Genomic DNA, 21,344 nt, shown 5'->3' on the forward strand with positions numbered 1-21,344 from the left:
CTTACGCCGGCTGCTTATCGCCGCGCGTCTTGTACAGCGAGTAGAGCACGCCGGTGGCCAGCAGACCGAAAGTCACCGAGAGCGAGATGGCCGGGTCGAGCTTGCCATAGATCTGGTTCCAGAAAATCTTGCCCCCGATGAACACCAGCACGACCGCAAGCGCGTATTTCAGGTAATGGAAGCGGTGGACCATGGCGGCCAGCGCGAAGTACAGCGCGCGCAGACCCAGGATGGCGAAGATATTGCTGGTATAGACGATGAACGGGTCGGTGGTGATGGCGAAGATGGCGGGCACGCTGTCCACCGCGAACACGATGTCGGCAAACTCCACCATCAGCAGGGCAAGGAACAACGGCGTGGCCCAGCGCACGATCTTGCCCGTGACGGGGTCTGGCTGCTTCACGAAGAAGGCGTTGCCGTGCAGGTCGTTGGTGACGCGCATGCGCCGACGCAGGAAGCGGACCATGGCATTGTCGTCCATGGACTGTTCCTTGTCGCCCATGAACAGCATCTTCACGCCGGTCAGGATCAGGAAGCCGCCGAAGATATAGAGCAGCCAATCGAACTCCGTCACCAGCGCGGCACCCAGACCGATCATGATGCCGCGTAGCACGATCACGCCCAGGATGCCCCAGAACAGCACCCGGTGCTGATACAGGCGCGGAATGGCGAAATAGCCGAAAATCAGGGAGATAACGAAGACGTTATCCATGGCCAGCGCCTTTTCCAGCGCAAAGCCCGTGAAATATTGCATGCCCGGCGTGGGCCCCAGATACCACCAGACCCAGGCGCCAAAGGCCGCCGCGATGGCAATATAGAGGGCGGACAGCACAAGGCTCTCCCGCACGCCGATCTCATGGTCGTTCTTGTTCAGAACACCAAGGTCGAAGACCAGAAGAGCAATAACGATGGAAATGAAGACCAGCCAGAGCCAGAGGGCCTTGCCCAGAACCGGCTCAAGCATGATCGCGGCGAGAAACTCCATAGGAGCGCCTCCAATAGATCAGCCGAGTGCTTGCGTCAGCGACGAAGGTTCTATCCGACATCGCAGCCAACGCCTTGGCTGCCAGAGGGGCCCGGATCGACGCAGATGTAAGACGCGCTTTGTGACCTTCAAGGGGTGCGCTGCAAAATTTCCCGCACCTTGGCGATGCGGGCGAAGCGGAAAAAGGCGATGATGGCTGCCAGTTCCAGACCATAGAGCCCGAAGACCCAATAGCCCTTCAGAAAGAAGTACCGGAACAGGTTGACGGGAAATTCCGTCATGGAACGCAACGCCCCATAGCGCCGCCCCTTGCCCCGCGCCACGATCTCCTCGGCTTGGGCCGTGGAATAGCGGTTCAGCTTGGCGATCAGGTCGCCATGGCTGCGGATGGAATAATGCACGATGATGGGCGACAGGCGGCCCACCGCGCCGCTGTGCATTTCCACCGCGTCATGGGTGGCGCTGTCGGCAAAGCGGCCATGGCGTCGGTCATAGAGGCGGATGTAATTGTGCCGGGGCGCGAAGGGGTGCGGCCGCTGCTGATGGGGCAGGGCCATCACGGTCTGGATGCGGTATCCCTGGAGTGCGGGCGTGCCGCCGTCGGCGAACAGCGCCCGCACCGCTCCTTCCAGTTCCGGCACCGGCACCTCGTCCGCATCCAGGTTCAACAGCCAGTCATGCCGGCACTGTTCCTCGGCAAACCGCTTCTGCGGGCCATAGCCGGGCCAGTCATTGTGGATGACCCTGGCCCCCAGCGACCGGACCAGCTCCTGGGTCCCGTCGCTGCTGCCGCTATCCACCACCAGCACCTCGTCCACCCAGTCGCGGACGGCCCGGATCACGGGGCCGATGCGGTCGGCCTCGTTCAGGGCGATGATGAAGACGGAGAGGGGGAGTTTGTCTTGCATGCGGAGTGTATAGCATGTCCGGCCCGGGACTTTCATGCGCGGCCCGACCCGACCCGCGTTTCACCCCGGCCACCCGTCCCGCGCGCTTTCCGCCAGCAGATAATTGGCCACGCTCCAGGGAGAGGCCGGGGTGGCGTCCTGGCGCAGGCGACGGCAGAGGATGGCGAGCTTGGCGGCGGCATCGGCCGGGGTCCGGTTCGGCTCCACGGCCAGACAGCGCACCAGCCTTTCCCGCCGCTCGGCCAGGGCGCCGGCCTCGTCATCACTGATCCCCGTGGGCCGACGCTCCGCCTCCTCCAGCGCCCGCACCCACCGCATCACTTCCGGCGACACCGTCATGACGCACCTTTCCCACCCCGCCCTTCCATGAGCGGGACGTAGCCGATATTGTTGGGGCACGGGGTAACCCGTTTCTCACAAATTATGAGAAATATAGGTTCCTGTCAAGCATGCCCCCCGCCGCCCCGCCATCCTTGGAGATCACACCCGCCCAGTGCCGGGCCGCACGCGGCCTGCTGGGCTGGACCCAGGAAGAACTGGGCAAGCGGGCCGGTATCACCATGCGCACCGTGATCGCTTTCGAGAATGGCGAGAACCGACCCCAAGGTAGGACGATGGGCAAGCTGGTCACCTGCCTGCAGGAGGCGGGAATCCGGTTCAGTGAGGAGCGGGGCGTGGTGGGGGTAGCCCCCTAGATCGACTTGAACCCCCGGCTTGGCGATTGGCCGGAAACGTAGTAACGTGCATACATTATGGGCAGGAGGTACGCGATGGCTGTCACGACCGTATCCAGCCGGGAACTGAACCAGGATTTAGGCAAGGCGAAGCGCGCCGCCACGCAGAACCCCGTCATCATCACTGACCGGGGCAAACCGGCCTTCGTGCTGCTGTCCTATACCGAGTATCAGCGCCTGAGCGGTACGGCACCGGGCCGCACCCTGGTGCAGGCACTGTCCATGCCCGGCCTGTCGGAGATCGCGTTTGATCCCCCCAAGGCGGATATAAGGTCACGCCCGGCGGACCTTTCCTGATGTATCTCCTGGATACGAATGTCATTTCGGAGCTGCGAAAGCTGGGCGACGGCTGTGCCGATGCCAATGTGACGGCGTGGTTGGCGGACCGGGATGCCAACAGCTTTTTCATCTCCGTGATCACACTGATGGAACTGGAGATCGGCATCCTGCGCGTCGAACGGCGGGATAGTCGGCAGGCCAGTATCCTGCGCCAATGGGTCGATGGGATTGTGCGGCCAGAATTCTCCGCCCGGACCTTGCCGATTGATGAAGCCATCGCCCTACGCTGCGCCCGCCTGCATGTCCCCGACCCACGCAGCGACCGCGACGCCCTGATCGCGGCCACGGCACTGCATCATGGAATGGGGGTTGTGACGCGGAACGTCGCGGATTTCGCGGCGACGGAGGTTCCGCTGATCAATCCTTGGGTGTAGCGGGTGATGATGGGAGATGGCGTGGTTCTGGGTGACTGGGGAAAACTTACATTCTAACTGCCAGCACCCGATGCGATGCTCGCGACTGCTGCCCCCCCATCCGGCGCGTTTTCTGACAGCACGTAATTGGCGACGCCCAAGGTGATGCCAGCGTCGCATTCTGGCGCAGGCGGCGGTATTGCGGCAGGACCATACTTCAAAATGGAATGTCATCTCCTGGATCAGATGGATGTATTTTTTTGAAGGCGGTAATAGCCAGTGTCGTTAATAATTCTCCCGAGTGTTTTCTTATCGACATATTCTTTGTGAAGTAAATATAAAAGTCTTCATATCCATTTTGCATCATTAAAAGTGCTGATTTTGCAATCTTTGCTATATGACCAGCTTCGAGTTTAAAAATATGTGGTAATATATATTTAATAATATACTTATGTTTATTTGTATTTTTTGATTCTATTGAGCATACTATAGTATCAACAAGCTGATTTTTCATCAGAAAATTTCCAATAAGGTGACCACACCAAGTAGCGAGAACTCCATCTTGGTTACAGGATGTAGATTTATTACCGACCATCTCTCCAATTTTGAGTGACTTTATAATAATATTTTCCATTCTTAGCTTTGATGCCTTCGTAATGTTATTTATCATGCCTGCATCGACGCTTCTAACCATCCGCAGAATACCGGAGGCATCTTCTTGGGAGATAACATCTGAGAGATGCTTATGGAAATCATTTGCTTGTTCGCTATCGAGCCTATGTAGTATAGCTTGCAGAACGTGCTTTACTCCCCCGTGCCACTGATCACGCGCACGAACAAGCACGATAAATAAGTCATATAATTGCTTTTTCGGTATTTCATCTATTACTAAACTGGCGTAATCATAATTATCAACAAAATGCTTATCTAATATTTTATCCATAACATCTTCAATAGATACTTTGGACTTCGCACCATCAATTTGACGCGCTATGTAGTCAATGAAAATTACCACTGATCTGCAGTCAGCTTCAGAGTCGTTGAACTTTTCATGACTTCGCGGATTTCTAATGAACATATACATTCCTCTACATATACTTTCAAATCCCCGTTGTTGGTTTTTTTCTGTTTCTGTTTGCATTTTTGATATTTTAATTAATGGCTTATTAACATTAAATGCCTCTGAAATCAAATTCACCCCATCTCCGTCGGCACCGGATTTCTGTCTAATTATTTCACTTAGATAATACATAGAATCTTGGATGGCACCCGTAAAATTTCTTGTCTCTATATTGTGACGGATCGCCTTCCACAAATCTTCATTTATGCTAGTCTCTAAGTTCATCTCGACCTCACACTAGAAATATTTGAGGCTGCCAGGGGTGATTGTAGCATAAAACAAAAAGGCCAACGGGTCACGCCCGTTGGCCTTTTGCATTGCTCTAAAATACCCCTATAGGAAGCGTAATGCTCCCATAGTGTTTATATTACTCCGCCGCTGCCGGTGCGGCGAGGTTGCGCAGCACGTACTGCAAGATGCCGCCATTCTTGAAATAGTCGACCTCGTCCAGCGTATCGATACGGCAGAACAGGTTGACCACTTCCGTCGACCCGTCGGCGCGGGTGATGGTCAGCTTCAGGTCCATGTGCGGCGACAGGCCGGCTTCCACGCCCTCGATGTCGAAGGTCTCCGAACCGTCCAGCTTCAGGGTGTGGCGGGTGACGCCGGCCGGGTACTGGAGCGGCAGGATGCCCATGCCGACCAGATTGGACCGGTGGATACGCTCGAAGCTCTCGGCCACCACGGCGCGCACGCCCAGCAGGCGGGTGCCCTTGGCGGCCCAGTCGCGCGACGAACCCGTGCCATATTCCTGGCCGGCGAACACCACCAGCGGCGTGCCCTCGGCCTGGTACTTCATCGAGGCATTGTAGATCGGCATGACCTCGCCCGTGGGGACATACTTGGTCAGGCCGCCTTCGACGCCGTCCAGCATCTCGTTCTTGATGCGGATATTGGCGAAGGTGCCGCGCATCATGACTTCATGGTTGCCACGGCGGGCGCCATAGCTGTTGAAGTCGGCGACGATGACGTCGTGCGACAGCAGGTACTCACCGGCCGGGCTGGCCTTCTTGATGTTGCCGGCAGGCGAGATATGGTCGGTGGTGATGCTGTCGCCCAGGATGGCGAGCGCGCGGGCACCCTTCACGTCCGACACGTCGCCCGGCGTCATGGTGATGCCGTCGAACAGCGGCGGACGCTTGGCGTAGGTCGACTTCTCGTCCCACTGATAGGTCATGCCCTCGACGGTCTTGATCTTCTGCCACTGCTCCGGCCCCAGGAACACGTTGGCATAGCGGCTGACGAACATTTCGCGCGTCAGGAACTGGGAAATCGTGTCCTCGATCTCCTTGTTCGTGGGCCAGATGTCCTTCAGATAGACGGGCTGGCCATCCTTGCCGGTGCCGATCGGGTCCTTGGAGATATCCAGGTGCAGGGTGCCGGCCAGGGCATAGGCCACCACCAGCGGCGGGGAGGCCAGATAGTTGGCGCGGACCTGCGGGGAGACGCGGCCCTCGAAATTACGGTTGCCGGACAGGACGGAGGCGACGGTCAGCTTGCCCGCATCCACGGCGGCGGCGATGGGGTCCGGCAGCGGGCCGGAATTGCCGATGCAGGTGGTGCAGCCATAGCCGACCAGATTGAAGCCCAACTGATCCAGGTAGGTCGACAGGCCGGCGGCGTTCAGATAGTCGGTGACGACCTGGGACCCAGGGGCCAGCGACGGCTTCACCCACGGCTTGGTCTTCAGGCCCAGCTCCACCGCCTTCTTGGCCACCAGACCGGCAGCGAACAGCACCGACGGGTTGGAGGTGTTGGTGCAGCTGGTGATGGCGGCGATCACGACATGGCCGTGATCCAGCTTGTAATCGGCACCGGCGACATCGGTCGGCTGGCTGACGGGGCGGCCGGCAACGTCGGTGGCCAGGAATTCACCGAATTCCTTGGTGACGCTGGACAGCAAAACCCGGTCCTGCGGACGCTTCGGGCCAGCCAGCGACGGCTCCACCGAACCCAGCTCCAGCTCCAGCGTGTCGGTGAAGACCGGGTCGGGCGAGGACGCATCGCGCCACATGCCCTGGGCCTTGGCGTATGCTTCCACCAGCGCCACGCGGTCGGCGTCGCGGCCCGTGAAGTGCAGGAAGCGGATGGTCTCGGCGTCGATCGGGAAAATGCCGCAGGTGGCGCCATATTCCGGGGCCATGTTGGCGATCGTCGCGCGATCGGCCAGGGTCAGCGCGTCCAGGCCGGGGCCGTAGAACTCGACGAACTTGCCCACCACCTTCTTCTTGCGCAGCATCTGGGTGACGGTCAGCACCAGATCAGTGGCGGTCGCCCCCTCCCGCAGCTTGCCGGTCAGCTTGAAGCCGACAACTTCCGGGATCAGCATGGAGATCGGTTGGCCCAGCATCGCTGCTTCCGCCTCGATACCGCCCACGCCCCAGCCCAGCACGGCCATGCCGTTGACCATGGTGGTGTGGCTATCGGTGCCGACCAGCGTGTCCGGATAGGCGACGGTGGCGCCGCTCTGATCGGTATCGGTCCAGACGGTCTGGGCCAGATATTCCAGGTTCACCTGATGGCAGATGCCGGTGCCCGGCGGGACCACGCGGAAATTGTTGAACGCCTTCTGGCCCCAGCGCAGGAACTCGTACCGCTCGCCATTGCGCTGGAATTCCAGCTCGACATTCTCGTCGAACGCCTGGGGCGTGCCGAAGCTGTCCACCATCACCGAATGGTCGATAACCAGATCGACGGGGGTCAGCGGGTTGATCTTGGTCGGATCACCACCCAGGGCTACCATGGCCTCACGCATCGCGGCCAGATCGCAGACGGCGGGCACGCCCGTGAAATCCTGCATCAGCACGCGGGCCGGGCGATAGGCGATCTCGCGGTCGGACCGCTTATCGACCAGCCACTGGGCCACGGCCTTGACATCGTCAACGCTCACCGTGCGCCCATCTTCGAAGCGCAGCAGGTTTTCCAGCAGCACCTTCATCGAGAAGGGCAGGCGCGACACGTCGCCCAGGCCGGCCTTCTCCGCTTCGGGAATGCTGAAATAATCAACGGACTTGCCGCCGACGGTAAGCGTGCGGCGGGTCTTCAGGCTGTCGTGGCCGGTGAACGTGGACATCGGGGGGTGACTCCTCCAACGGGGTCGCGGGGTAAACGGCAGACCGTATCTCGCCCCGGCTCCAGCGTCCGGGACCGTTGATCTGCCTGGATGGCGTTTCGGTGCGTGGTGTAACGCTTTTTGCGGTGCGGGGAAAGGGCAGGTTGAGGGGATCAGCCCCCGATTTTTGTACAGATCGGGCTGTATTCAGGGCTTGTTGCGAAACGATCTTAATTGGGTGCGGTCGTTACCGCGGCCAAAGCCGCCTTTTCTGCGCGGCCCTTGATGATATGCAGGACCGCTTCGTGAAAATCGTTCAGGAATATCTGTCCCCACCACGCGCTGTAATCGTTGAACGGGGTAGCCATTTCATAGCTGGTGATCAGCGTGACCCGTGTGCCGCCATCGGGCAAGGGCAGAAGTTCATAGCGCCCGTTCTGGATACGCAGATAGTCAGCGTCCACGCGCACATGGGATTCAATATGTTTGGGGATCGAGTCTGGCTGGAAGCGGAACTCCCAGGCCAGCAATTGCCCCGGCTGCCACTCCGTCACGATTTCCTGGAAGTACACGCCCTCCTGCCACCGTAGATGCCGGACCGCACCAACGCCAACGCCGTCCATCCGCGCATCCACAGGGCCGGGTAGGCCGACAAAACTATGGCTAAAGCTGGCGATACGCTCTGACGTGGCGATATCGCGTATCTCCACGGTGTGGTCCCAGACCAGCGCCGGCGGTGCATGGATATCCACGACGGTACGCACATGCTCCTCCCGTACCGGATATACTGCCTGCCGTTCTACTGGCATGCCAACCAACGGCAGGACCAGCATCAGCAACGGCAATCGTCGTGCTCCTGGCCACGGAGAAAATGAGCGGATAAACGGGATGGCCGCAAATCCCATGGACATGAATATCGGCGCCGCCATCACCACGCATACCGTCCCCTCGTGGAACAGTAGGATCGTGCCCAGCAGGACTACCGCCATCAGCCAGAAGCAATGTGCGAAGGCGCGGCGCGGCGGCCATAGGCCTTGAGGGTCGGCGATCGAGAGGTAGAGAGAGCAGATACAGAAAGGCGTCACCAGAAGGCCGACGATGAAGTAAAGAAGCCCGCTTTCCACATAAATGGCAAGGTAGAGCACCAAGGCGTACAGGCAGGTAATGACGCTTGCCCGAATGACGGCAATCCGAGTTGTGCCATTGCCTTCGCCCCTGTCGGCACTCATGCGACCCCCACTCACAACATTTCAGCGTATCCCCAAGAAGCTGACGCTACAGCAGCCGCGTTAAGATGCCCAAAAGTTTCCCAACCCGGCCCATCCGAATTGGTGAATGGCCCGCGCGGTACAGCAAATTTGAAATAATATCTCTTTTGCCCGGGCACGGTTGACAGGGGCTCATTTTTCACAGAGATGTCATGCCGTCAGCGCGGGATGCGTTCGTTGCATGGCTGCTACCATGCAGGGGCGAAGGCGCGATAGAGGGACCCTTATCGATGCTGTCTTACACCGTCCGGCGCCTGCTGGAAGCGATCCCGACATTGCTGGTGATCGTGGCCCTGTCGTTCTTCCTGATGCATTCGGCCCCCGGCGGCCCGTTCGACAGCGAACGCGTGCTGCCGCCGGAGATCGAGGCCAACCTGAAGGCGGCCTATAACCTGGACAAGCCGGTCTGGCAGCAGTTCCTGATCTATCTGGGCAATGCGGTGCAGGGCGATTTCGGCCCCTCCTTCACCTATAAGGACTTTTCCGTCTCCGAACTGATCGGCACTGGCTTTCCGGTGTCCCTCAAGCTTGGCCTGTCGGCGATCACGCTGGCGGTGCTGATCGGCTGCACGCTGGGCATCCTGGCCGCCATGCGCCAGAACACCAGGACCGACTATTCCATCATGGGTGTGGCGATGGTCGGCATCACCATCCCGAACTTCGTGATGGCGCCGCTGCTGACCCTGGTGTTCGGCATCTATCTGGGGCTGCTGCCGGTGGCGGGCCTGGGCGACGGGTCGTTCCGCAACCTGATCCTGCCGGTAGTGGCCCTGTCGCTGCCGCAGATCGCCATCATCAGCCGCCTGACGCGTGGCGGCATGGTGGAGGTGCTGCGGTCGAACTTCGTGCGCACCGCCCATGCCAAGGGTCTGCCCGAACATCTGATCATCACCCGCCACACGCTGCGCGCGGCGCTGCTGCCCGTCATCTCCTATCTGGGGCCGGCCATCGCCGGGCTGGTGACGGGATCGGTGGTGATCGAGCAGATTTTCGGCCTGCCGGGTATCGGGCGCTATTTCGTTCAGGGTGCGATCAATCGCGACTACACGCTGGTGATGGGCACCGTCATCACCTATGGCAGCCTGATCGTGCTGATGAATCTCGCCGTCGATCTGGTCTATGGCCTGATGGACCCGCGCGTCCGCTACGACTGATCCAAACTGAAGAACAACAGGTAAGGACAGGGAACCATGCGCATCACCCTCAACTTGCGTGCCGGCGTCGCCCTTGGCGCCATGATGTTGCTGTCGGCCTGTGGGCAGCCGGCCGACAAGCAGGCCGCCAAGCCCACGGTGGAGGAGGCGACAGCCTTCATCGCCAAGGCGGAGGCCGAACTGGGCGTGGCGCGGGAGAAGGGTTCCCGCATCGCCTGGGTGCAGAATACCTATATCACGCCCGACACGCTGGCCATCGCCGCCGATAGCAACGCCGCCTATTCGGCACTGGTCGCAAGGCTGACGGCGGAGAGCAAGCGCTTCGTGGGCCTGGACCTGCCGCAGGATGTGGCGCGCAAGCTGAACCTGCTGCGCGGGGAAACGGCCCTGCCGTCCCCGTCCGACCCGGCCCTGAACAAGGAACTGGCGGAGCTGGACGCCAAGCTGGGTGAGCTTTACGCCACCGGCAAGGTCTGCCGCGACGATGGCAGCGATTGCAAGACGCTGGACGAGATCGACGACATCTTCCGCACCTCGCGCGACGAGAAGGAACTGAAGCGCCTGTGGACCGGCTGGCACAAGGTGGCCCAGCCAATGAAGCCGCTATACCAGCGTCAGGTGGAAGTGGCCAATATCGGCGCCAAGGAACTGGGCATGCCCGACACGGGCACCCTGTGGCGCAGCGGCTATGAAATGGCGCCCGAGGCGTTCGAGGCGGAGGCCGACCGGCTGTGGGAACAGGTGAAGCCGCTTTATACCGGCCTGCACTGCTATGCCCGCACCAAGCTGGGCGAGACCTATGGCACCGATGTGGTGCCGCAGGACAAGCCGATCCCGGCGCATCTGCTGGGCAATATGTGGGCGCAGGCCTGGGGCAATGTCTATGACCTGATGGCGCCCAAGCAAGCGGCCCAGAATGTCGACGTCACGGCCCTGCTGACCAAGGCCGGCTACGATCCGATCAAGATGACCAAGTCGGCGGAAGGTTTCTTCACCGGCCTGGGCTTTGAGGCGCTGCCCCAGACCTTCTGGGAACGCTCGCAGATCACCCGCCCGCGCGACCGCGAGGTGGTGTGCCATGCGTCGGCCTGGGATATCGATGACAAGGACGATATCCGCATCAAGATGTGCACGAAGGTCAATGGCGACGATTTCCAGACCCTGCATCATGAGCTGGGCCATAATTTCTACCAGCGCGCCTACAAGAACCAGACGACCCTGTTCCGCAATGGTGCCAATGATGGCTTCCACGAGGCCATTGGCGATTTCATCGCCCTGTCGGTGACGCCGGGTTACCTGGTCAAGCTGGGCCTGCTGGACAAGGAGCCGAGTGCCGATGGCGACGTGCCGCAGCTGCTGAACATGGCGCTGGACAAGGTGGCCTTCCTGCCCTTCGGCCTGTTGATCGACAAGTGGCGCTGGAACGTCTTCAACGGCAATATCAAGCCGGAAGACTACAACAAGGCCTGGTGGGAACTGCGCACCAAGTATCAGGGCGTGGCTGCCCCGATCGAGCGCACAGAGGCCGATTTCGACCCCGGTGCCAAGAACCATGTGCCGACCAGCGTGCCCTATGTGCGCTATTTCCTGGCGCATGTGCTGCAGTTCCAGTTCCACAAGGCCGCCTGTGATCAGGCCGGCTTCACCGGTCCGCTGCATCGCTGCTCCATCGCCGGCAACGCCGAGGTGGGCAAGCGCTTCAACGCCATGCTGGAAATGGGCGCTTCCAAGCCCTGGCCCGAGGCGCTGAAGGCTTTCACCGGCACCGAACAGATGGACGCATCGGCCATGCTGGCCTATTTCGCGCCGCTGAAGGAATGGCTGGACAAGCAGAACGCGGGCAAGAGCTGCGGCTGGGAGTAAACGACGGGAGGGACGTTGATGCCGACATTGCGGCGGGAAGGGAAATGGAAATTGTCGGTCTATGGACCGGGCGACCATCCCCCGCCCCATTTTCACATCATCGGTCCCGACCATGACGTGATCGTGCATGCCGTCAGCTTTCAGCCGTTGGGCGGGACACTGACGGGGGTGCCGGACGCGTTGATGCAATGGGCGCGGGCCAACCAGGATGTTATCCTGGCCATGTTCCAGGCCCTGAACCCGACAAGGAGGTGATGGGATGCGTACACCCCGGATCAAATCCGTTACCACTCTGCCGGGCTTCAAGGTGCGGCTGGAATGGGACGTTGGACAGATATCGGTCGTCGATATTGCCGACATCATCGACCGCTATGACATCTTCGCGCCAATCCGGGAGAACCCGGCCCGGTTCGACCAGGTGACAGTTGGTGAGTACGGGTACGACCTGCATTGGTCGGACCTGATGGAAATCCCCTGTACGCAGCTTTGGCAGCGGTCGCAGGTCCAGGCCGCAGAATAGTGCCGTAGGGAAAGAGCGAACGACGATGGTTCAAGACATCACCGGCGGGGCCAACCGGGCCGCGCTGATCGAAAAGGCGGGCGAAGAGATCCAAGGCCGTTCCCTGTGGCAGGATGCGCGTCGGCGTCTGTTTGCCAACAAGATGGCGGTGGCCAGCATGGTGGTGCTGGGGATCATCACCTTCATGGCGGTGTTTGCCGATTTCCTGAGCCCGCATGCCTATGACGAGGTCTATTGGGACTATATCGGCGTGGGACCGCAGTTGGAGGGCAGCCACTGGTTCGGCACCGATGCCAATGGCCGCGACCTGTTCATCCGCACGCTGTACGGTGCCAAGGTGTCGCTGGCGGTGGGCGTGGTGACCACGCTGGTGGCGCTGGTGATCGGCGTGGCCTATGGCGCGGTGGCCGGGTTCTTCGGCGGGCGTATCGACAGCATCATGATGCGCATCGTCGATGTGCTCTATTCCATGCCGCTGATGTTCTTCGTCATCATCCTGGTGGTGGTGTTCGGCCGGCACATCATCCTGGTGTTCGCGGCCATCGGCTGTGTCGAATGGCTGACCATGGCGCGCATCGTGCGCGGCCAGACCCTGTCGGTGAAGCGCAAGGAATATATCGAGGCGGCCCGCGCCGCCGGCGTCTCCACGCCCAACATCATCCGCCGCCACATCATCCCCAATGTCATCGGCCCGGTCATCGTGTTCGTGACCCTGCTGGTGCCCGTCGTCATCCTGGTGGAAAGCTTCCTGTCCTTCTTAGGGTTGGGCGTGCAGGAACCGATGACCAGCTGGGGCGTGCTGATCTCCGAAGGGGCGGCGCAGATGGAGAATGCCCCGCATATGCTGGTCTTCCCGGCATTGTTCCTGGCGGTGACGCTGTTCTGCTTCAATTTCATCGGTGACGGCCTGCGCGATGCGCTGGACCCCAAGGATCGCTGAGGAACGCTGGATATGACCGCAATTTTGGAAGTCCGCGACCTCCAGGTCCGCTTCGCCACGCCCGATGGCGAGGTTTCGGCCGTCAATGGCGTGTCCTTCGACGTGAACGCCGGCGAATGCGTCGGCATCGTGGGCGAGAGCGGGTCGGGCAAGAGCCAGCTGTTCATGTCGGTGATGGGCCTACTGGCCCGCAACGGCCGCACCATGGGATCGGCGAAGTATCGCGGCACCGAGCTGGTGGGCATGCCGGTCAAGGACCTGAACAAGATCCGCGGCGACAAGATCGCCATGATCTTTCAGGACAGCATGACCGGCCTGACCCCGCATCTGCGCATCGGCAGACAGATGACCGAGGTGCTGGTCCAGCACAAGGGCATGAGCGAGAGCCAGGCCGTCAAGCGCGCCCTGGAGATGCTGAATCTGGTGCGTATCCCCGAGGCCGCCCGCCGTCTGGCTCAGTATCCGCACGAGCTGTCGGGCGGCATGCGCCAGCGCATCATGATCGCCATGGCGCTGCTGTGCGAGCCGGAACTGCTGATCGCCGATGAGCCGACGACGGCGCTGGATGTGACGGTGCAAGCGCAAATCCTGGACCTGATGGCCGACCTGAAGAATGTGACCCGGGCCGCCATCGTGCTGATCACCCATGATCTGGGTACCGTCGCCGGCCTGTGCGACAAGGTGCAGGTCATGTATGGCGGGCGGTTCATGGAAACCGGCACGGTGCGGGACATCTTCTATTCCCCCGCCCACCCTTACGCTGCCGGCCTGCTCGCCTCCATGCCGCGCCTGACGGAGGTGCGGTCGGACACGCTCTACGCCATTCCCGGCCAGCCGCCGAACCTGCAGCGCCTGCCCAAGGGCTGTCCGTTCCAGGAACGCTGCGACTTCGTGCATGAGCGTTGCGTGGCCGAACTGCCCTTGCTGCGCGCGGTTGCGCCTGGCCATGCCAAGGCCTGCCATCTGGTCAGCCTCCAGAATCCCGTGACCGACCCGGCGGCCCCGTCGCTGGCCGTCGTCTGACCCGCCGGAGAGAACCGATGACCAAGGAACTGCTCCGTGTGTCGGACCTGAAGGTCCATTTCCCCATCCGCACCGGTGGCCTGCTGATCGGCCGCTACACGCCCTTGAAGGCCGTGGACGGTGTGTCCTTCACGCTTGCCGAGGGCGAGACGCTGGGCATCGTGGGCGAAAGCGGCTGTGGCAAATCCACGCTGGGCCGCGCCGTCCTGCAACTGATCAAGCCCACCGACGGCCAAGTGCTGTTCATGGGCACCGACCTGACCGGCGTGGGCGCGGAAATGGTGCGCCAGAAGCGGGAGGAGATGCAGATCGTCTTCCAGGACCCGCTGGCCAGCTTGAACCCGCGCATGACCATCGGCGACATTATCGCCGAGCCGCTGACCGTCTATCGCCCCAAACTGTCCAAGGACGAACGCAAGGCCCTGGTCAAGGAGATGATGGCCAAGGTCGGCCTGCTGCCGCAGATGATCAACCGCTATCCGCACGAATTTTCCGGCGGGCAGTGCCAGCGCATCGGCATTGCGCGCGCCATGATCCTGAAGCCGAAGATGGTGGTCTGCGACGAGCCGGTATCGGCCCTGGACGTGTCGATCCAGGCGCAGATCGTCAATCTGCTGATGGATCTGCAGCAGGAAATGGGCCTGTCGCTGCTGTTCATCAGCCACGATCTGTCGGTGGTCCGCCATGTCAGCCACCGGGTCATGGTGCTGTATCTGGGCAAGGTTATGGAGATCGCCGACCGCGACGCCATCTATGCCGCCCCCCTGCACCCCTATACCCAGGCCCTGATTTCCGCCGTGCCGGTGCCGGACCCGGATGTGGAGAAGAACAAGGAACGCATCGTGCTGGGCGGCGATCTGCCCAGCCCCATGAACCCGCCCTCGGGATGCGTCTTCCGCACACGATGCCCAAAGGCCACCGACATCTGTGCCCGGCAGACCCCCGTGCTGGAGGAGAAGGCCCAAGCCCATTTCGTCGCCTGCCACCATTGGGGCGTGCCGGAACACAGGATCGTCTGAGGGGCGAGAGCAAACCGAAGGGGGGGCGCCGGTGAACCGACGCCCCCCTTCACGCATCAGGCTTTTGCGATGCTTACGTCGCTTACTTCGGCTGTCCCTGCTGCTGCGGCACCATGGCCAGGCAGTTCTCAACGATGCGGTAGCACTGGCCCAGTCGCGCCGACTGCCCATCGCTGGCGCTGTTATAGACGATGCGCTGCACGACGCCGTCCTTCAGGGTGAAGGTGGCCTGACAGTCACGGGTTTCCGTTTCCGGATAATCGTCGAAGCCCATGCCCCAGCCGTACCAGGGCGACCAGGGGCGGTGATAGCCGAAGGCGGCGCTGAAGCGCGGGCCGGGGGACGGCGTCGTCACCAGCCGTTCCGATGTGTAGGTGTAATAGTCGACATTGTCGACCGTGGCACTGCGGGTCGGCACGCCGGCGCAGGTCAGCAGGAACTGCTTGGGCATGCCGACAAAGGCCGTCTGGGCATAGGCGGCCTGATCGGCCTGCGGGTTGGCGCAGGCGGAAAGCCCCAGCAGCGCACCGGCAGCGATGAGGCTCCGGATGGTCGTTTTCGATGTGAACTTCATGACCAACGCTCCTTGACACTTTGCATTACCGGCCATGTACCGTGCCGCCGGCCGCACCGCCCCTGCATGCTTATACGGGTGGCGAGAGGAAACCCTTCGCCATCGGAACAATGTTCACCGATAAAAATGGCGGATCGGAGGCGATGTTTCAATGCGCCTGTGGGTGCGCCATAGCGCCGCTTGCCCGAATTCCGGCCAGGTCGCGCTCAATGGCTTAGCACTTGGCCCAGGAACGTGCGGGTGCGGTCGTTCTGCGGATTGTCGAAGAACTGATCGGGCGGAGCGACCTCTACGATCTCGCCCTTGTCCATGAACACCACGCGATCGGCCATGCGGCGCGCGAAGCCCATCTCGTGGGTGACGACCAGCATGGTCATGCCCGACGCGGCCAGGTCGCTCATCACGTCCAGCACCTCCTTGACCATCTCGGGGTCCAGGGCACTGGTCGGCTCGTCGAACAGCATGATGGTCGGGTCCATGCAGAGCGCGCGGGCAATGGCCACACGCTGCTGCTGCCCACCTGACAACTGGCCGGGATATTTATCCGCCTGCTCGGGGATGCGCACGCGCTCCAGAAGCTGTCGGGCCTTGGCCTCAGCCTCGGCGCGCGGCAGCTTCTTCACCCACATCGGCGCCAGGATACAGTTTTCCAGCACGGTCAGATGCGGGAACAGGTTGAACTGCTGGAACACCATGCCGACATCGCGGCGGATGCTCTCCACATGGCGGACATCATCGTCCAGCGGCACGCCCTTCACGATGATGTCGCCGGCTTGGTGTTCCTCCAGCCGGTTGATACAGCGGATGGTCGTGGACTTGCCGGACCCGGACGGCCCGCAGATCACGATCCGCTCCCCCTTGGCGACCGACAGGTTGACGTCGCGCAGCACATGGAAGGCGCCGTACCACTTGTTGAGGCCGCGCAGTTCGATGATGGGCTCAGGCGTCATTCAGAAAACTCCGTGTCGATATCTTGCGCGGCGTGGAGGATACGATCGATGATGATGCCGGTGGGGATGGGGCGGTAATAGACATTGAACGATGAGACTGGAAAAAAGCGCAAACTTGGCCGCAGGTCGGATCGATTGCGCCCCATCTCCGGGTACCGTGCATATTTGGTCGCTGCTTCGGTGATCCGATCCACAATCCGATCAGCGACACTGATACTGTTGCGGTCAGAGATGTAATCCCAGAGGTCCAGCATATCGTCCGCTGCTTCGGCGGAGAGCCTAACCTCTGGCATTCCGCCTTGCCCGAGCTAGCGCCTTGATCCGTTCAGCATCCAGGGGACCGGCATCGCCGCTATCGATTCCCTTCTGAATCTCCCGACGCAAGGCCTCCAGTTTCTCCTGACGCCGACGGATGGTCTCCTCGTCCAAGACAAGCTTCTCAACAGGCTGGCTCATGGCGGCTCTCGCTGATCAAGGGCAAACACGGGCTTCCAGCCTATCACCGCCGCCTCCCCTGCCCAAGGACGGTCTCCAGATGCCGGCTGTAGCGGGAGAGCGCGTAGCAGAACAGCAGATAGATCACGCCGACGAACAGATAGGCCTCCTTGTAGAAGCCGCGCCAGGCCGGATCCGTCAGGGCCGACTTGGCGGTGGACAACAAGTCCAGCAGGCCGATGACGATGACCAGGCTGGTATCCTTGAAACTGGCGATGAAGGAATTGACCAGCGGTGGGATCACCAGCGACAGGGCCTGGGGCAGGATGATCAGGCGCTGGCGCTGCCAATAGCCCAGGCCCAGGGCCTGGGCCGCCTCCACTTGCCCCTTGGGAATGGCCTGCAATCCGGCGCGGACCACCTCCGCCACGTAAGCCGCGGAGAACAGACAGATGCCGATCAGGGCGCGCAGCACCTTGTCGATGGAGACACCCGCCGGCAGGAACAATGGCAGCATGACCGAGGCCATGAACAGGATGGAGATCAGCGGGACGCCGCGCACCAGTTCGATATAGATGATCGACAGGCTGCGCATCACCGGCAGGTCAGAGGTCCGGCCCAGCGCCAGCAGCACGCCCAGCGGGAAGCTGGCCACCAGCCCGACGATGGACAGCGTCAGGGTCAGCGGCAGCCCACCCCACAGTTCCGTCGGTACATAATCCATGCCCAGCACGCCGCCGAACATCAGCAGCGCCGACAAACCCAGACCGGCACCCCAGATATAGAGCAGCGGCCGGCTCCACATGCGCCGGTCGGCCGATACGACCAGGGTGGCGATCATCGACAGGATGGCGAGCGTCGGGCGCCAATGCTGATCGTCCGGGAAGGTGCCGAACAGGATGAAGCGCCATTTCTCCGCCAGGAAGGCCCAACAGGCCCCGCCGGCGGCACGGCAGGCGGCCGCATCGCCCGACCAGCTGGCCTTGACCAGGGCCCAGTCGATCAGGCCGGGAACGGCGCGGACCAGCAGCCAGACGATCGCCAGGGTCAGCAGCGCGTTGTACCAGGTGGAGAACAGGTTGGCGCGCGCCCAGGCGACCGGCCCCTGATTGGGGCGGACGGGGGCGGCGCGGTCTTGGGGGGGCTGGATCACGCTCATCTCACCGCTCCACCAGCGCCACACGGCTGTTGTACCAGTTCATCAGGAAGGACAGGCTGAGACTGATGATCAGGTAGGCCGCCATGATCGACAGCACACCCTCCACCGCCTGACCCGTCTGGTTGATGGTGGTGTTGGCGATAGAGACGAAGTCGGGGTAGCCGATGGCTACGGCCAGGGAGCTGTTCTTCGTCAGGTTCAGATACTGGCTGGTGGTGGGCGGGATGATCACGCGCAGCGCCTGCGGCAGGATGACGAGGCGCAGCAGCTGCCCCCGCGTCAGGCCCAGCGCGGTCGCCGCCTCCGTCTGGCCCTTCGGCACCGCCAGGATGCCTGACCGCACGATCTCCCCGATGAAGGCGGCGGTGTAGATGACCAGGCCGAACAGCAGGGCTGCGAATTCCGGCGACAAGGTCATGCCGCCGCGAAAATTGAAGCCCTGAAGCACAGGCATGTCGATGGCCCCGCCCCCGCCGGCCAGCAGTACCAGGATCGGCAGACCTGCGGTCAGCCCCAGTCCGATAGGCAGCATGGACAAGCGCCTGCCCGTCGCCGCCTGACGCTTGTTGTTCCAGGCGGCGATGATCAGGGTGAGGATGACGCCCAGACCGAAGATCGCCGCGACCCAGGCCCAGATCGGATCATCGGCCGGGGCCGGCAGCTTCAGCCCGCGATTGGACAGGAAGACGCCCGGCATCGGCTCGAACGCCTGACGCGGGCCCGGCAACCCCTCGGTCAGCAGCGCGTACCAGAGGAACAGTTGCAGCAGCAGCGGAATGTTGCGCACCGTCTCCACATAAAAGGCGGCGATGCGGGCCACCATCCAGTTCGACGACAGCCGCGCAACGCCCAGGATCACGCCCAGGAGCGTGGCCAAGATGATGCCGATGCCGGAGATTTTCAGGGTGTTGAGGATGCCGACCAAGAAAGCCTTGGAATAATGGTCCTGCGGTCCGAACGCGATCAGGCTTTCACCGACCTGGAACCCGGCCTCCCGGTCCAGGAAGCCGAACCCCGATGCAATGGACAGACGCGCCAGATTGTCCATGGTGTTGCCCACCAGGAACCAGCCGACCAGCACGACGGCCAGGCCCAGCACGACCTGCCACAGAATGGCGCGGACCACGGGATTGTTGATGGACAGGTGAAAGGTCGCATGCCCCGGCGGGGGGGCGGCCTTGGGATGGGCGGGCGCTTGGCGATCCGTCATATGGTATCCGGTTCCGGCGATCGGGTCAGCGTCAGCGGACGGGCGGGGCGTACATCAGCCCGCCATTGGTCCACAGCGCGTTCAGGCCGCGGTCCAGCTTCAGCGGCGTCTTCTTGCCGATATTGCGCTCGAAGATCTCGCCGTAATTGCCCACGGCCTTGATGGCCCGATAGGCCCAGGCCTTGTCCAGCCCCAGGCCCGGACCCAGGTCGCCCTGTGCGCCCAGCAGGCGCTGCACCGCCGGGTCCACATCCTTCAGCTTGGCATCGACATTGGCCTGGGTGATGCCCTTCTCCTCCGCCTCGATCAGGGCGTAGATGGTCCAGCTGACGATGTCGCGCCACTGGTTGTCGCCATGGCGCACCACGGGGGCCAGCGGTTCCTTCGACATCACTTCCGGCAGGATGATGAAATCATCGGGGTTGGAGGCAACCGAGGCGCGCACGCCGGCCAGGCCGGAAATGTCGGTGGTCAGCACGTCGCAGCGGCCGGAGAAGAAGGCGGCATTCACCTCGTCCAGCGCCTCGATCACCACGGGCTTGAAGGACAGGTTGTGGGCGCGGAACCAGTCGGCCAGATTCAGCTCGGTGGTGGTGCCCGGCTGCACACAGACGGTGGCGCCGTCCAACTGCTTGGCACTGGTCACCCCCAGGCTTTTCGCCACCATCAGGCCCTGGCCGTCATAATAGACGACGGGGGCGTAATCCAGGCCCTGGGCGTCGCGGGTCAGCGACCAGGTGGTGTTGCGCACCAGCAGGTCGATTTCGCCCGATTGCAGGGCGGTCAGGCGCTGCTGCGCCGACAGGGGGGTATAACGGATCTTGGCGGTGTCATTCAGGATGGCGGCGGCCACGGCCTTGCACACATCCACGTCCAGGCCCGTCCACTTGCCCTGGCTGTCGGGGCTGGAGAAGCCGGGAAGGCCGGTATTCACGCCGCAGGTCAGCTGTCCCTTGCTCTTGACCGCGTCCAAGGTGGGCCCGGCCAGGACCGGGGCGGCGGTGAAGGCAAGGAGTGCTGCGGCCATGGCGGCCGCCCCCTGAAGGCGAAGGCTCATTGTCTGTAATTCCCCTGTTCAACCAGGGCCGATGGTCCGAAACCGGCCCCTTTCATGTCAAGCAGTTAAGCATTCATTACCGCGATGAAACAACCCCGTAACGGGGACAATCGCGACAATTTTCCAAGTTGCCGTAAGGATGGGCAATCCTGTCACAAAACGTCCCGTGCCAGCTGTTCCAGCTGTATCTCCAGCTTTCCCGACAAGGCCTTGAACTGTGCCAGTTCGCCCTCGTCCAGGCAGTTCAGCCAGCGCTGCTGCCATTCCAGCGCCAGGGGCGCGATCCTGTCGTAAAGTGTCCGCCCGGCCGGCGTGAAGGACAGGCGCAGCAGCCGCTGGTCCGACGGGTGCGTGTCGCGCGACAGCAGCCCCGCCTCCACCAGGGAGGTCACCGCCCGGCTGACCTTGGCCTTGTCCATGGCGGAGCGTTCCACGATGTCGTTGGAGGACAAGGGCTGTTCACGCCCCAGGATGGCCATCACGCGCCATTCGGGGATGGAGATGCCGAACTGCGCCTCATACCGGCGCGCCAGCTCGCGGCTGACGCGCTTGGCCAGGACGTTCAGGCGATAGGGCAGGAAATCATCAAGGTCGAGCATGGACCAAGGGTGGCCTGTGCACAGCGGACTTGCAAGAGGCTCTGTGATCCGGCATATTCGTTTCAAGTGAAACGATATTCGA

At 61.9% G+C, this 21,344-nt stretch carries 23 protein-coding genes; 10 read left to right on the top strand and 13 right to left on the bottom strand.

Going from position 1 to position 21,344, the window contains the following annotated elements; translation table 11 throughout:
* Position 1: 1 nt before the first annotated feature.
* From AC1Q7F_RS02405 to AC1Q7F_RS02415, 3 genes are all read right to left on the bottom strand, one after another.
* Positions 2-985, bottom strand: coding sequence for a TerC family protein (locus AC1Q7F_RS02405; protein ID WP_492503416.1), 984 nt, complete (start codon positions 983-985; stop codon positions 2-4).
* Positions 986-1,113: 128 nt separating this feature from the next.
* On the bottom strand, positions 1,114-1,893 hold the full coding sequence (locus tag AC1Q7F_RS02410) for a glycosyltransferase family 2 protein (protein WP_492503418.1): 780 nt from the start codon (positions 1,891-1,893) through the stop codon (positions 1,114-1,116).
* A gap of 60 nt (positions 1,894-1,953) precedes the next feature.
* Complete coding sequence (locus tag AC1Q7F_RS02415; protein WP_492503420.1) at positions 1,954-2,232, bottom strand: hypothetical protein; 279 nt, start codon at positions 2,230-2,232, stop codon at positions 1,954-1,956.
* Positions 2,233-2,342: 110 nt separating this feature from the next.
* Between AC1Q7F_RS02415 and AC1Q7F_RS02420 the strand changes: the two genes are divergently transcribed.
* The 3 genes from AC1Q7F_RS02420 (at position 2,343) to AC1Q7F_RS02430 (ending at position 3,340) form a co-directional block, all read left to right on the top strand.
* Positions 2,343-2,588, top strand: coding sequence for a helix-turn-helix domain-containing protein (locus AC1Q7F_RS02420; protein WP_492503422.1), 246 nt, complete (start codon positions 2,343-2,345; stop codon positions 2,586-2,588).
* 75 nt (positions 2,589-2,663) lie between these two features.
* A complete protein-coding gene (locus AC1Q7F_RS02425; protein ID WP_492503423.1) occupies positions 2,664-2,924 on the top strand; it encodes a type II toxin-antitoxin system Phd/YefM family antitoxin in 261 nt (86 codons plus the stop codon).
* Positions 2,924-3,340 (top strand): type II toxin-antitoxin system VapC family toxin, encoded by a 417-nt coding sequence (locus tag AC1Q7F_RS02430; protein WP_492503425.1) that lies wholly within the window; start codon positions 2,924-2,926, stop codon positions 3,338-3,340. Before AC1Q7F_RS02425 ends, AC1Q7F_RS02430 begins: the two co-directional genes overlap by 1 nt.
* A 196-nt stretch (positions 3,341-3,536) precedes the next feature.
* On the opposite strand, the gene AC1Q7F_RS02435 is transcribed toward AC1Q7F_RS02430, so the two are convergent.
* From AC1Q7F_RS02435 to AC1Q7F_RS02445, 3 genes are all read right to left on the bottom strand, one after another.
* A complete protein-coding gene (locus AC1Q7F_RS02435) occupies positions 3,537-4,664 on the bottom strand; it encodes a TIGR02391 family protein (RefSeq protein ID WP_492503426.1) in 1,128 nt (375 codons plus the stop codon).
* Between the two features lie 142 nt (positions 4,665-4,806).
* Complete coding sequence (gene acnA / locus AC1Q7F_RS02440; protein WP_492503428.1) at positions 4,807-7,512, bottom strand: aconitate hydratase AcnA; 2,706 nt, start codon at positions 7,510-7,512, stop codon at positions 4,807-4,809.
* A gap of 209 nt (positions 7,513-7,721) precedes the next feature.
* The gene (locus AC1Q7F_RS02445; RefSeq protein ID WP_492503430.1) at positions 7,722-8,720 is read right to left on the bottom strand and encodes an SRPBCC family protein; all 999 of its coding nucleotides are present in this window, start codon (positions 8,718-8,720) and stop codon (positions 7,722-7,724) included.
* Positions 8,721-8,989: 269 nt separating this feature from the next.
* On the opposite strand from AC1Q7F_RS02445, the gene oppB reads away from it, so the two are divergent.
* From oppB to AC1Q7F_RS02480, 7 genes are read left to right on the top strand one after another with little or no spacing between them, the layout of a single operon-like run.
* The gene (oppB, locus tag AC1Q7F_RS02450; RefSeq protein ID WP_492503432.1) at positions 8,990-9,913 is read left to right on the top strand and encodes an oligopeptide ABC transporter permease OppB; all 924 of its coding nucleotides are present in this window, start codon (positions 8,990-8,992) and stop codon (positions 9,911-9,913) included.
* Positions 9,914-9,949: 36 nt separating this feature from the next.
* Entirely contained in the window at positions 9,950-11,776 is a 1,827-nt protein-coding gene (locus AC1Q7F_RS02455; RefSeq protein WP_492503433.1) for a M2 family metallopeptidase, read from the top strand.
* 18 nt (positions 11,777-11,794) lie between these two features.
* The gene (locus AC1Q7F_RS02460) at positions 11,795-12,031 is read left to right on the top strand and encodes a DUF4160 domain-containing protein (RefSeq protein ID WP_492503435.1); all 237 of its coding nucleotides are present in this window, start codon (positions 11,795-11,797) and stop codon (positions 12,029-12,031) included.
* Positions 12,032-12,035: 4 nt separating this feature from the next.
* Positions 12,036-12,296: a DUF2442 domain-containing protein gene (locus tag AC1Q7F_RS02465; RefSeq protein WP_492503437.1), complete on the top strand. Its 261-nt coding sequence runs from the start codon at positions 12,036-12,038 to the stop codon at positions 12,294-12,296.
* Between the two features lie 25 nt (positions 12,297-12,321).
* A complete protein-coding gene (locus AC1Q7F_RS02470; RefSeq protein ID WP_492503439.1) occupies positions 12,322-13,236 on the top strand; it encodes an ABC transporter permease subunit in 915 nt (304 codons plus the stop codon).
* A 12-nt stretch (positions 13,237-13,248) separates the two neighbouring features.
* Positions 13,249-14,259, top strand: a complete 1,011-nt coding sequence (locus AC1Q7F_RS02475) for an ABC transporter ATP-binding protein (RefSeq protein WP_492503441.1) — start codon at positions 13,249-13,251, stop codon at positions 14,257-14,259.
* Between the two features lie 17 nt (positions 14,260-14,276).
* Positions 14,277-15,278 carry an ABC transporter ATP-binding protein gene (locus AC1Q7F_RS02480; RefSeq protein WP_492503443.1) on the top strand — a complete coding sequence of 334 codons (1,002 nt, stop codon included), beginning with the start codon at positions 14,277-14,279 and terminating at the stop codon, positions 15,276-15,278.
* 82 nt (positions 15,279-15,360) lie between these two features.
* Here the strand turns inward: AC1Q7F_RS02480 and AC1Q7F_RS02485 are convergent, their stop codons facing one another.
* The 7 genes from AC1Q7F_RS02485 to AC1Q7F_RS02515 form a co-directional block, all read right to left on the bottom strand.
* Positions 15,361-15,852 carry a hypothetical protein gene (locus AC1Q7F_RS02485; RefSeq protein ID WP_492503445.1) on the bottom strand — a complete coding sequence of 164 codons (492 nt, stop codon included), beginning with the start codon at positions 15,850-15,852 and terminating at the stop codon, positions 15,361-15,363.
* Between the two features lie 206 nt (positions 15,853-16,058).
* Positions 16,059-16,802: an amino acid ABC transporter ATP-binding protein gene (locus AC1Q7F_RS02490; protein WP_492503447.1), complete on the bottom strand. Its 744-nt coding sequence runs from the start codon at positions 16,800-16,802 to the stop codon at positions 16,059-16,061.
* Positions 16,799-17,095 carry a type II toxin-antitoxin system RelE/ParE family toxin gene (locus AC1Q7F_RS02495; RefSeq protein WP_492503449.1) on the bottom strand — a complete coding sequence of 99 codons (297 nt, stop codon included), beginning with the start codon at positions 17,093-17,095 and terminating at the stop codon, positions 16,799-16,801. Before AC1Q7F_RS02495 ends, AC1Q7F_RS02490 begins: the two co-directional genes overlap by 4 nt.
* Before the next feature lie 206 nt (positions 17,096-17,301).
* Positions 17,302-18,396 carry an amino acid ABC transporter permease gene (locus tag AC1Q7F_RS02500; RefSeq protein WP_492503451.1) on the bottom strand — a complete coding sequence of 365 codons (1,095 nt, stop codon included), beginning with the start codon at positions 18,394-18,396 and terminating at the stop codon, positions 17,302-17,304.
* Between the two features lies 1 nt (position 18,397).
* Positions 18,398-19,606 carry an amino acid ABC transporter permease gene (locus tag AC1Q7F_RS02505; RefSeq protein WP_492503453.1) on the bottom strand — a complete coding sequence of 403 codons (1,209 nt, stop codon included), beginning with the start codon at positions 19,604-19,606 and terminating at the stop codon, positions 18,398-18,400.
* A 31-nt stretch (positions 19,607-19,637) separates the two neighbouring features.
* Positions 19,638-20,663, bottom strand: a complete 1,026-nt coding sequence (locus AC1Q7F_RS02510) for an amino acid ABC transporter substrate-binding protein (protein WP_492503455.1) — start codon at positions 20,661-20,663, stop codon at positions 19,638-19,640.
* Positions 20,664-20,815: 152 nt separating this feature from the next.
* Positions 20,816-21,262, bottom strand: a complete 447-nt coding sequence (locus tag AC1Q7F_RS02515) for a MarR family winged helix-turn-helix transcriptional regulator (RefSeq protein WP_492503457.1) — start codon at positions 21,260-21,262, stop codon at positions 20,816-20,818.
* Positions 21,263-21,344 lie beyond the last annotated feature (82 nt).

This window comes from Niveispirillum sp. GW835-FHT14G11, from assembly GCF_058793615.1.

Coding starts and splice junctions, on each gene's coding strand:
- AC1Q7F_RS02405 (WP_492503416.1), bottom strand. CDS start 985: ATGGAGTTTCTCGCCGCGATCATGCTTGAGCCGGTTCTGGGCAAGGCC.
- AC1Q7F_RS02410 (WP_492503418.1), bottom strand. CDS start 1,893: ATGCAAGACAAACTCCCCCTCTCCGTCTTCATCATCGCCCTGAACGAG.
- AC1Q7F_RS02415 (WP_492503420.1), bottom strand. CDS start 2,232: ATGACGGTGTCGCCGGAAGTGATGCGGTGGGTGCGGGCGCTGGAGGAG.
- AC1Q7F_RS02420 (WP_492503422.1), top strand. CDS start 2,343: ATGCCCCCCGCCGCCCCGCCATCCTTGGAGATCACACCCGCCCAGTGC.
- AC1Q7F_RS02425 (WP_492503423.1), top strand. CDS start 2,664: ATGGCTGTCACGACCGTATCCAGCCGGGAACTGAACCAGGATTTAGGC.
- AC1Q7F_RS02430 (WP_492503425.1), top strand. CDS start 2,924: ATGTATCTCCTGGATACGAATGTCATTTCGGAGCTGCGAAAGCTGGGC.
- AC1Q7F_RS02435 (WP_492503426.1), bottom strand. CDS start 4,664: ATGAACTTAGAGACTAGCATAAATGAAGATTTGTGGAAGGCGATCCGT.
- acnA (WP_492503428.1), bottom strand. CDS start 7,512: ATGTCCACGTTCACCGGCCACGACAGCCTGAAGACCCGCCGCACGCTT.
- AC1Q7F_RS02445 (WP_492503430.1), bottom strand. CDS start 8,720: ATGAGTGCCGACAGGGGCGAAGGCAATGGCACAACTCGGATTGCCGTC.
- oppB (WP_492503432.1), top strand. CDS start 8,990: ATGCTGTCTTACACCGTCCGGCGCCTGCTGGAAGCGATCCCGACATTG.
- AC1Q7F_RS02455 (WP_492503433.1), top strand. CDS start 9,950: ATGCGCATCACCCTCAACTTGCGTGCCGGCGTCGCCCTTGGCGCCATG.
- AC1Q7F_RS02460 (WP_492503435.1), top strand. CDS start 11,795: ATGCCGACATTGCGGCGGGAAGGGAAATGGAAATTGTCGGTCTATGGA.
- AC1Q7F_RS02465 (WP_492503437.1), top strand. CDS start 12,036: ATGCGTACACCCCGGATCAAATCCGTTACCACTCTGCCGGGCTTCAAG.
- AC1Q7F_RS02470 (WP_492503439.1), top strand. CDS start 12,322: ATGGTTCAAGACATCACCGGCGGGGCCAACCGGGCCGCGCTGATCGAA.
- AC1Q7F_RS02475 (WP_492503441.1), top strand. CDS start 13,249: ATGACCGCAATTTTGGAAGTCCGCGACCTCCAGGTCCGCTTCGCCACG.
- AC1Q7F_RS02480 (WP_492503443.1), top strand. CDS start 14,277: ATGACCAAGGAACTGCTCCGTGTGTCGGACCTGAAGGTCCATTTCCCC.
- AC1Q7F_RS02485 (WP_492503445.1), bottom strand. CDS start 15,852: ATGAAGTTCACATCGAAAACGACCATCCGGAGCCTCATCGCTGCCGGT.
- AC1Q7F_RS02490 (WP_492503447.1), bottom strand. CDS start 16,802: ATGACGCCTGAGCCCATCATCGAACTGCGCGGCCTCAACAAGTGGTAC.
- AC1Q7F_RS02495 (WP_492503449.1), bottom strand. CDS start 17,095: ATGCCAGAGGTTAGGCTCTCCGCCGAAGCAGCGGACGATATGCTGGAC.
- AC1Q7F_RS02500 (WP_492503451.1), bottom strand. CDS start 18,396: ATGAGCGTGATCCAGCCCCCCCAAGACCGCGCCGCCCCCGTCCGCCCC.
- AC1Q7F_RS02505 (WP_492503453.1), bottom strand. CDS start 19,606: ATGACGGATCGCCAAGCGCCCGCCCATCCCAAGGCCGCCCCCCCGCCG.
- AC1Q7F_RS02510 (WP_492503455.1), bottom strand. CDS start 20,663: ATGAGCCTTCGCCTTCAGGGGGCGGCCGCCATGGCCGCAGCACTCCTT.
- AC1Q7F_RS02515 (WP_492503457.1), bottom strand. CDS start 21,262: ATGCTCGACCTTGATGATTTCCTGCCCTATCGCCTGAACGTCCTGGCC.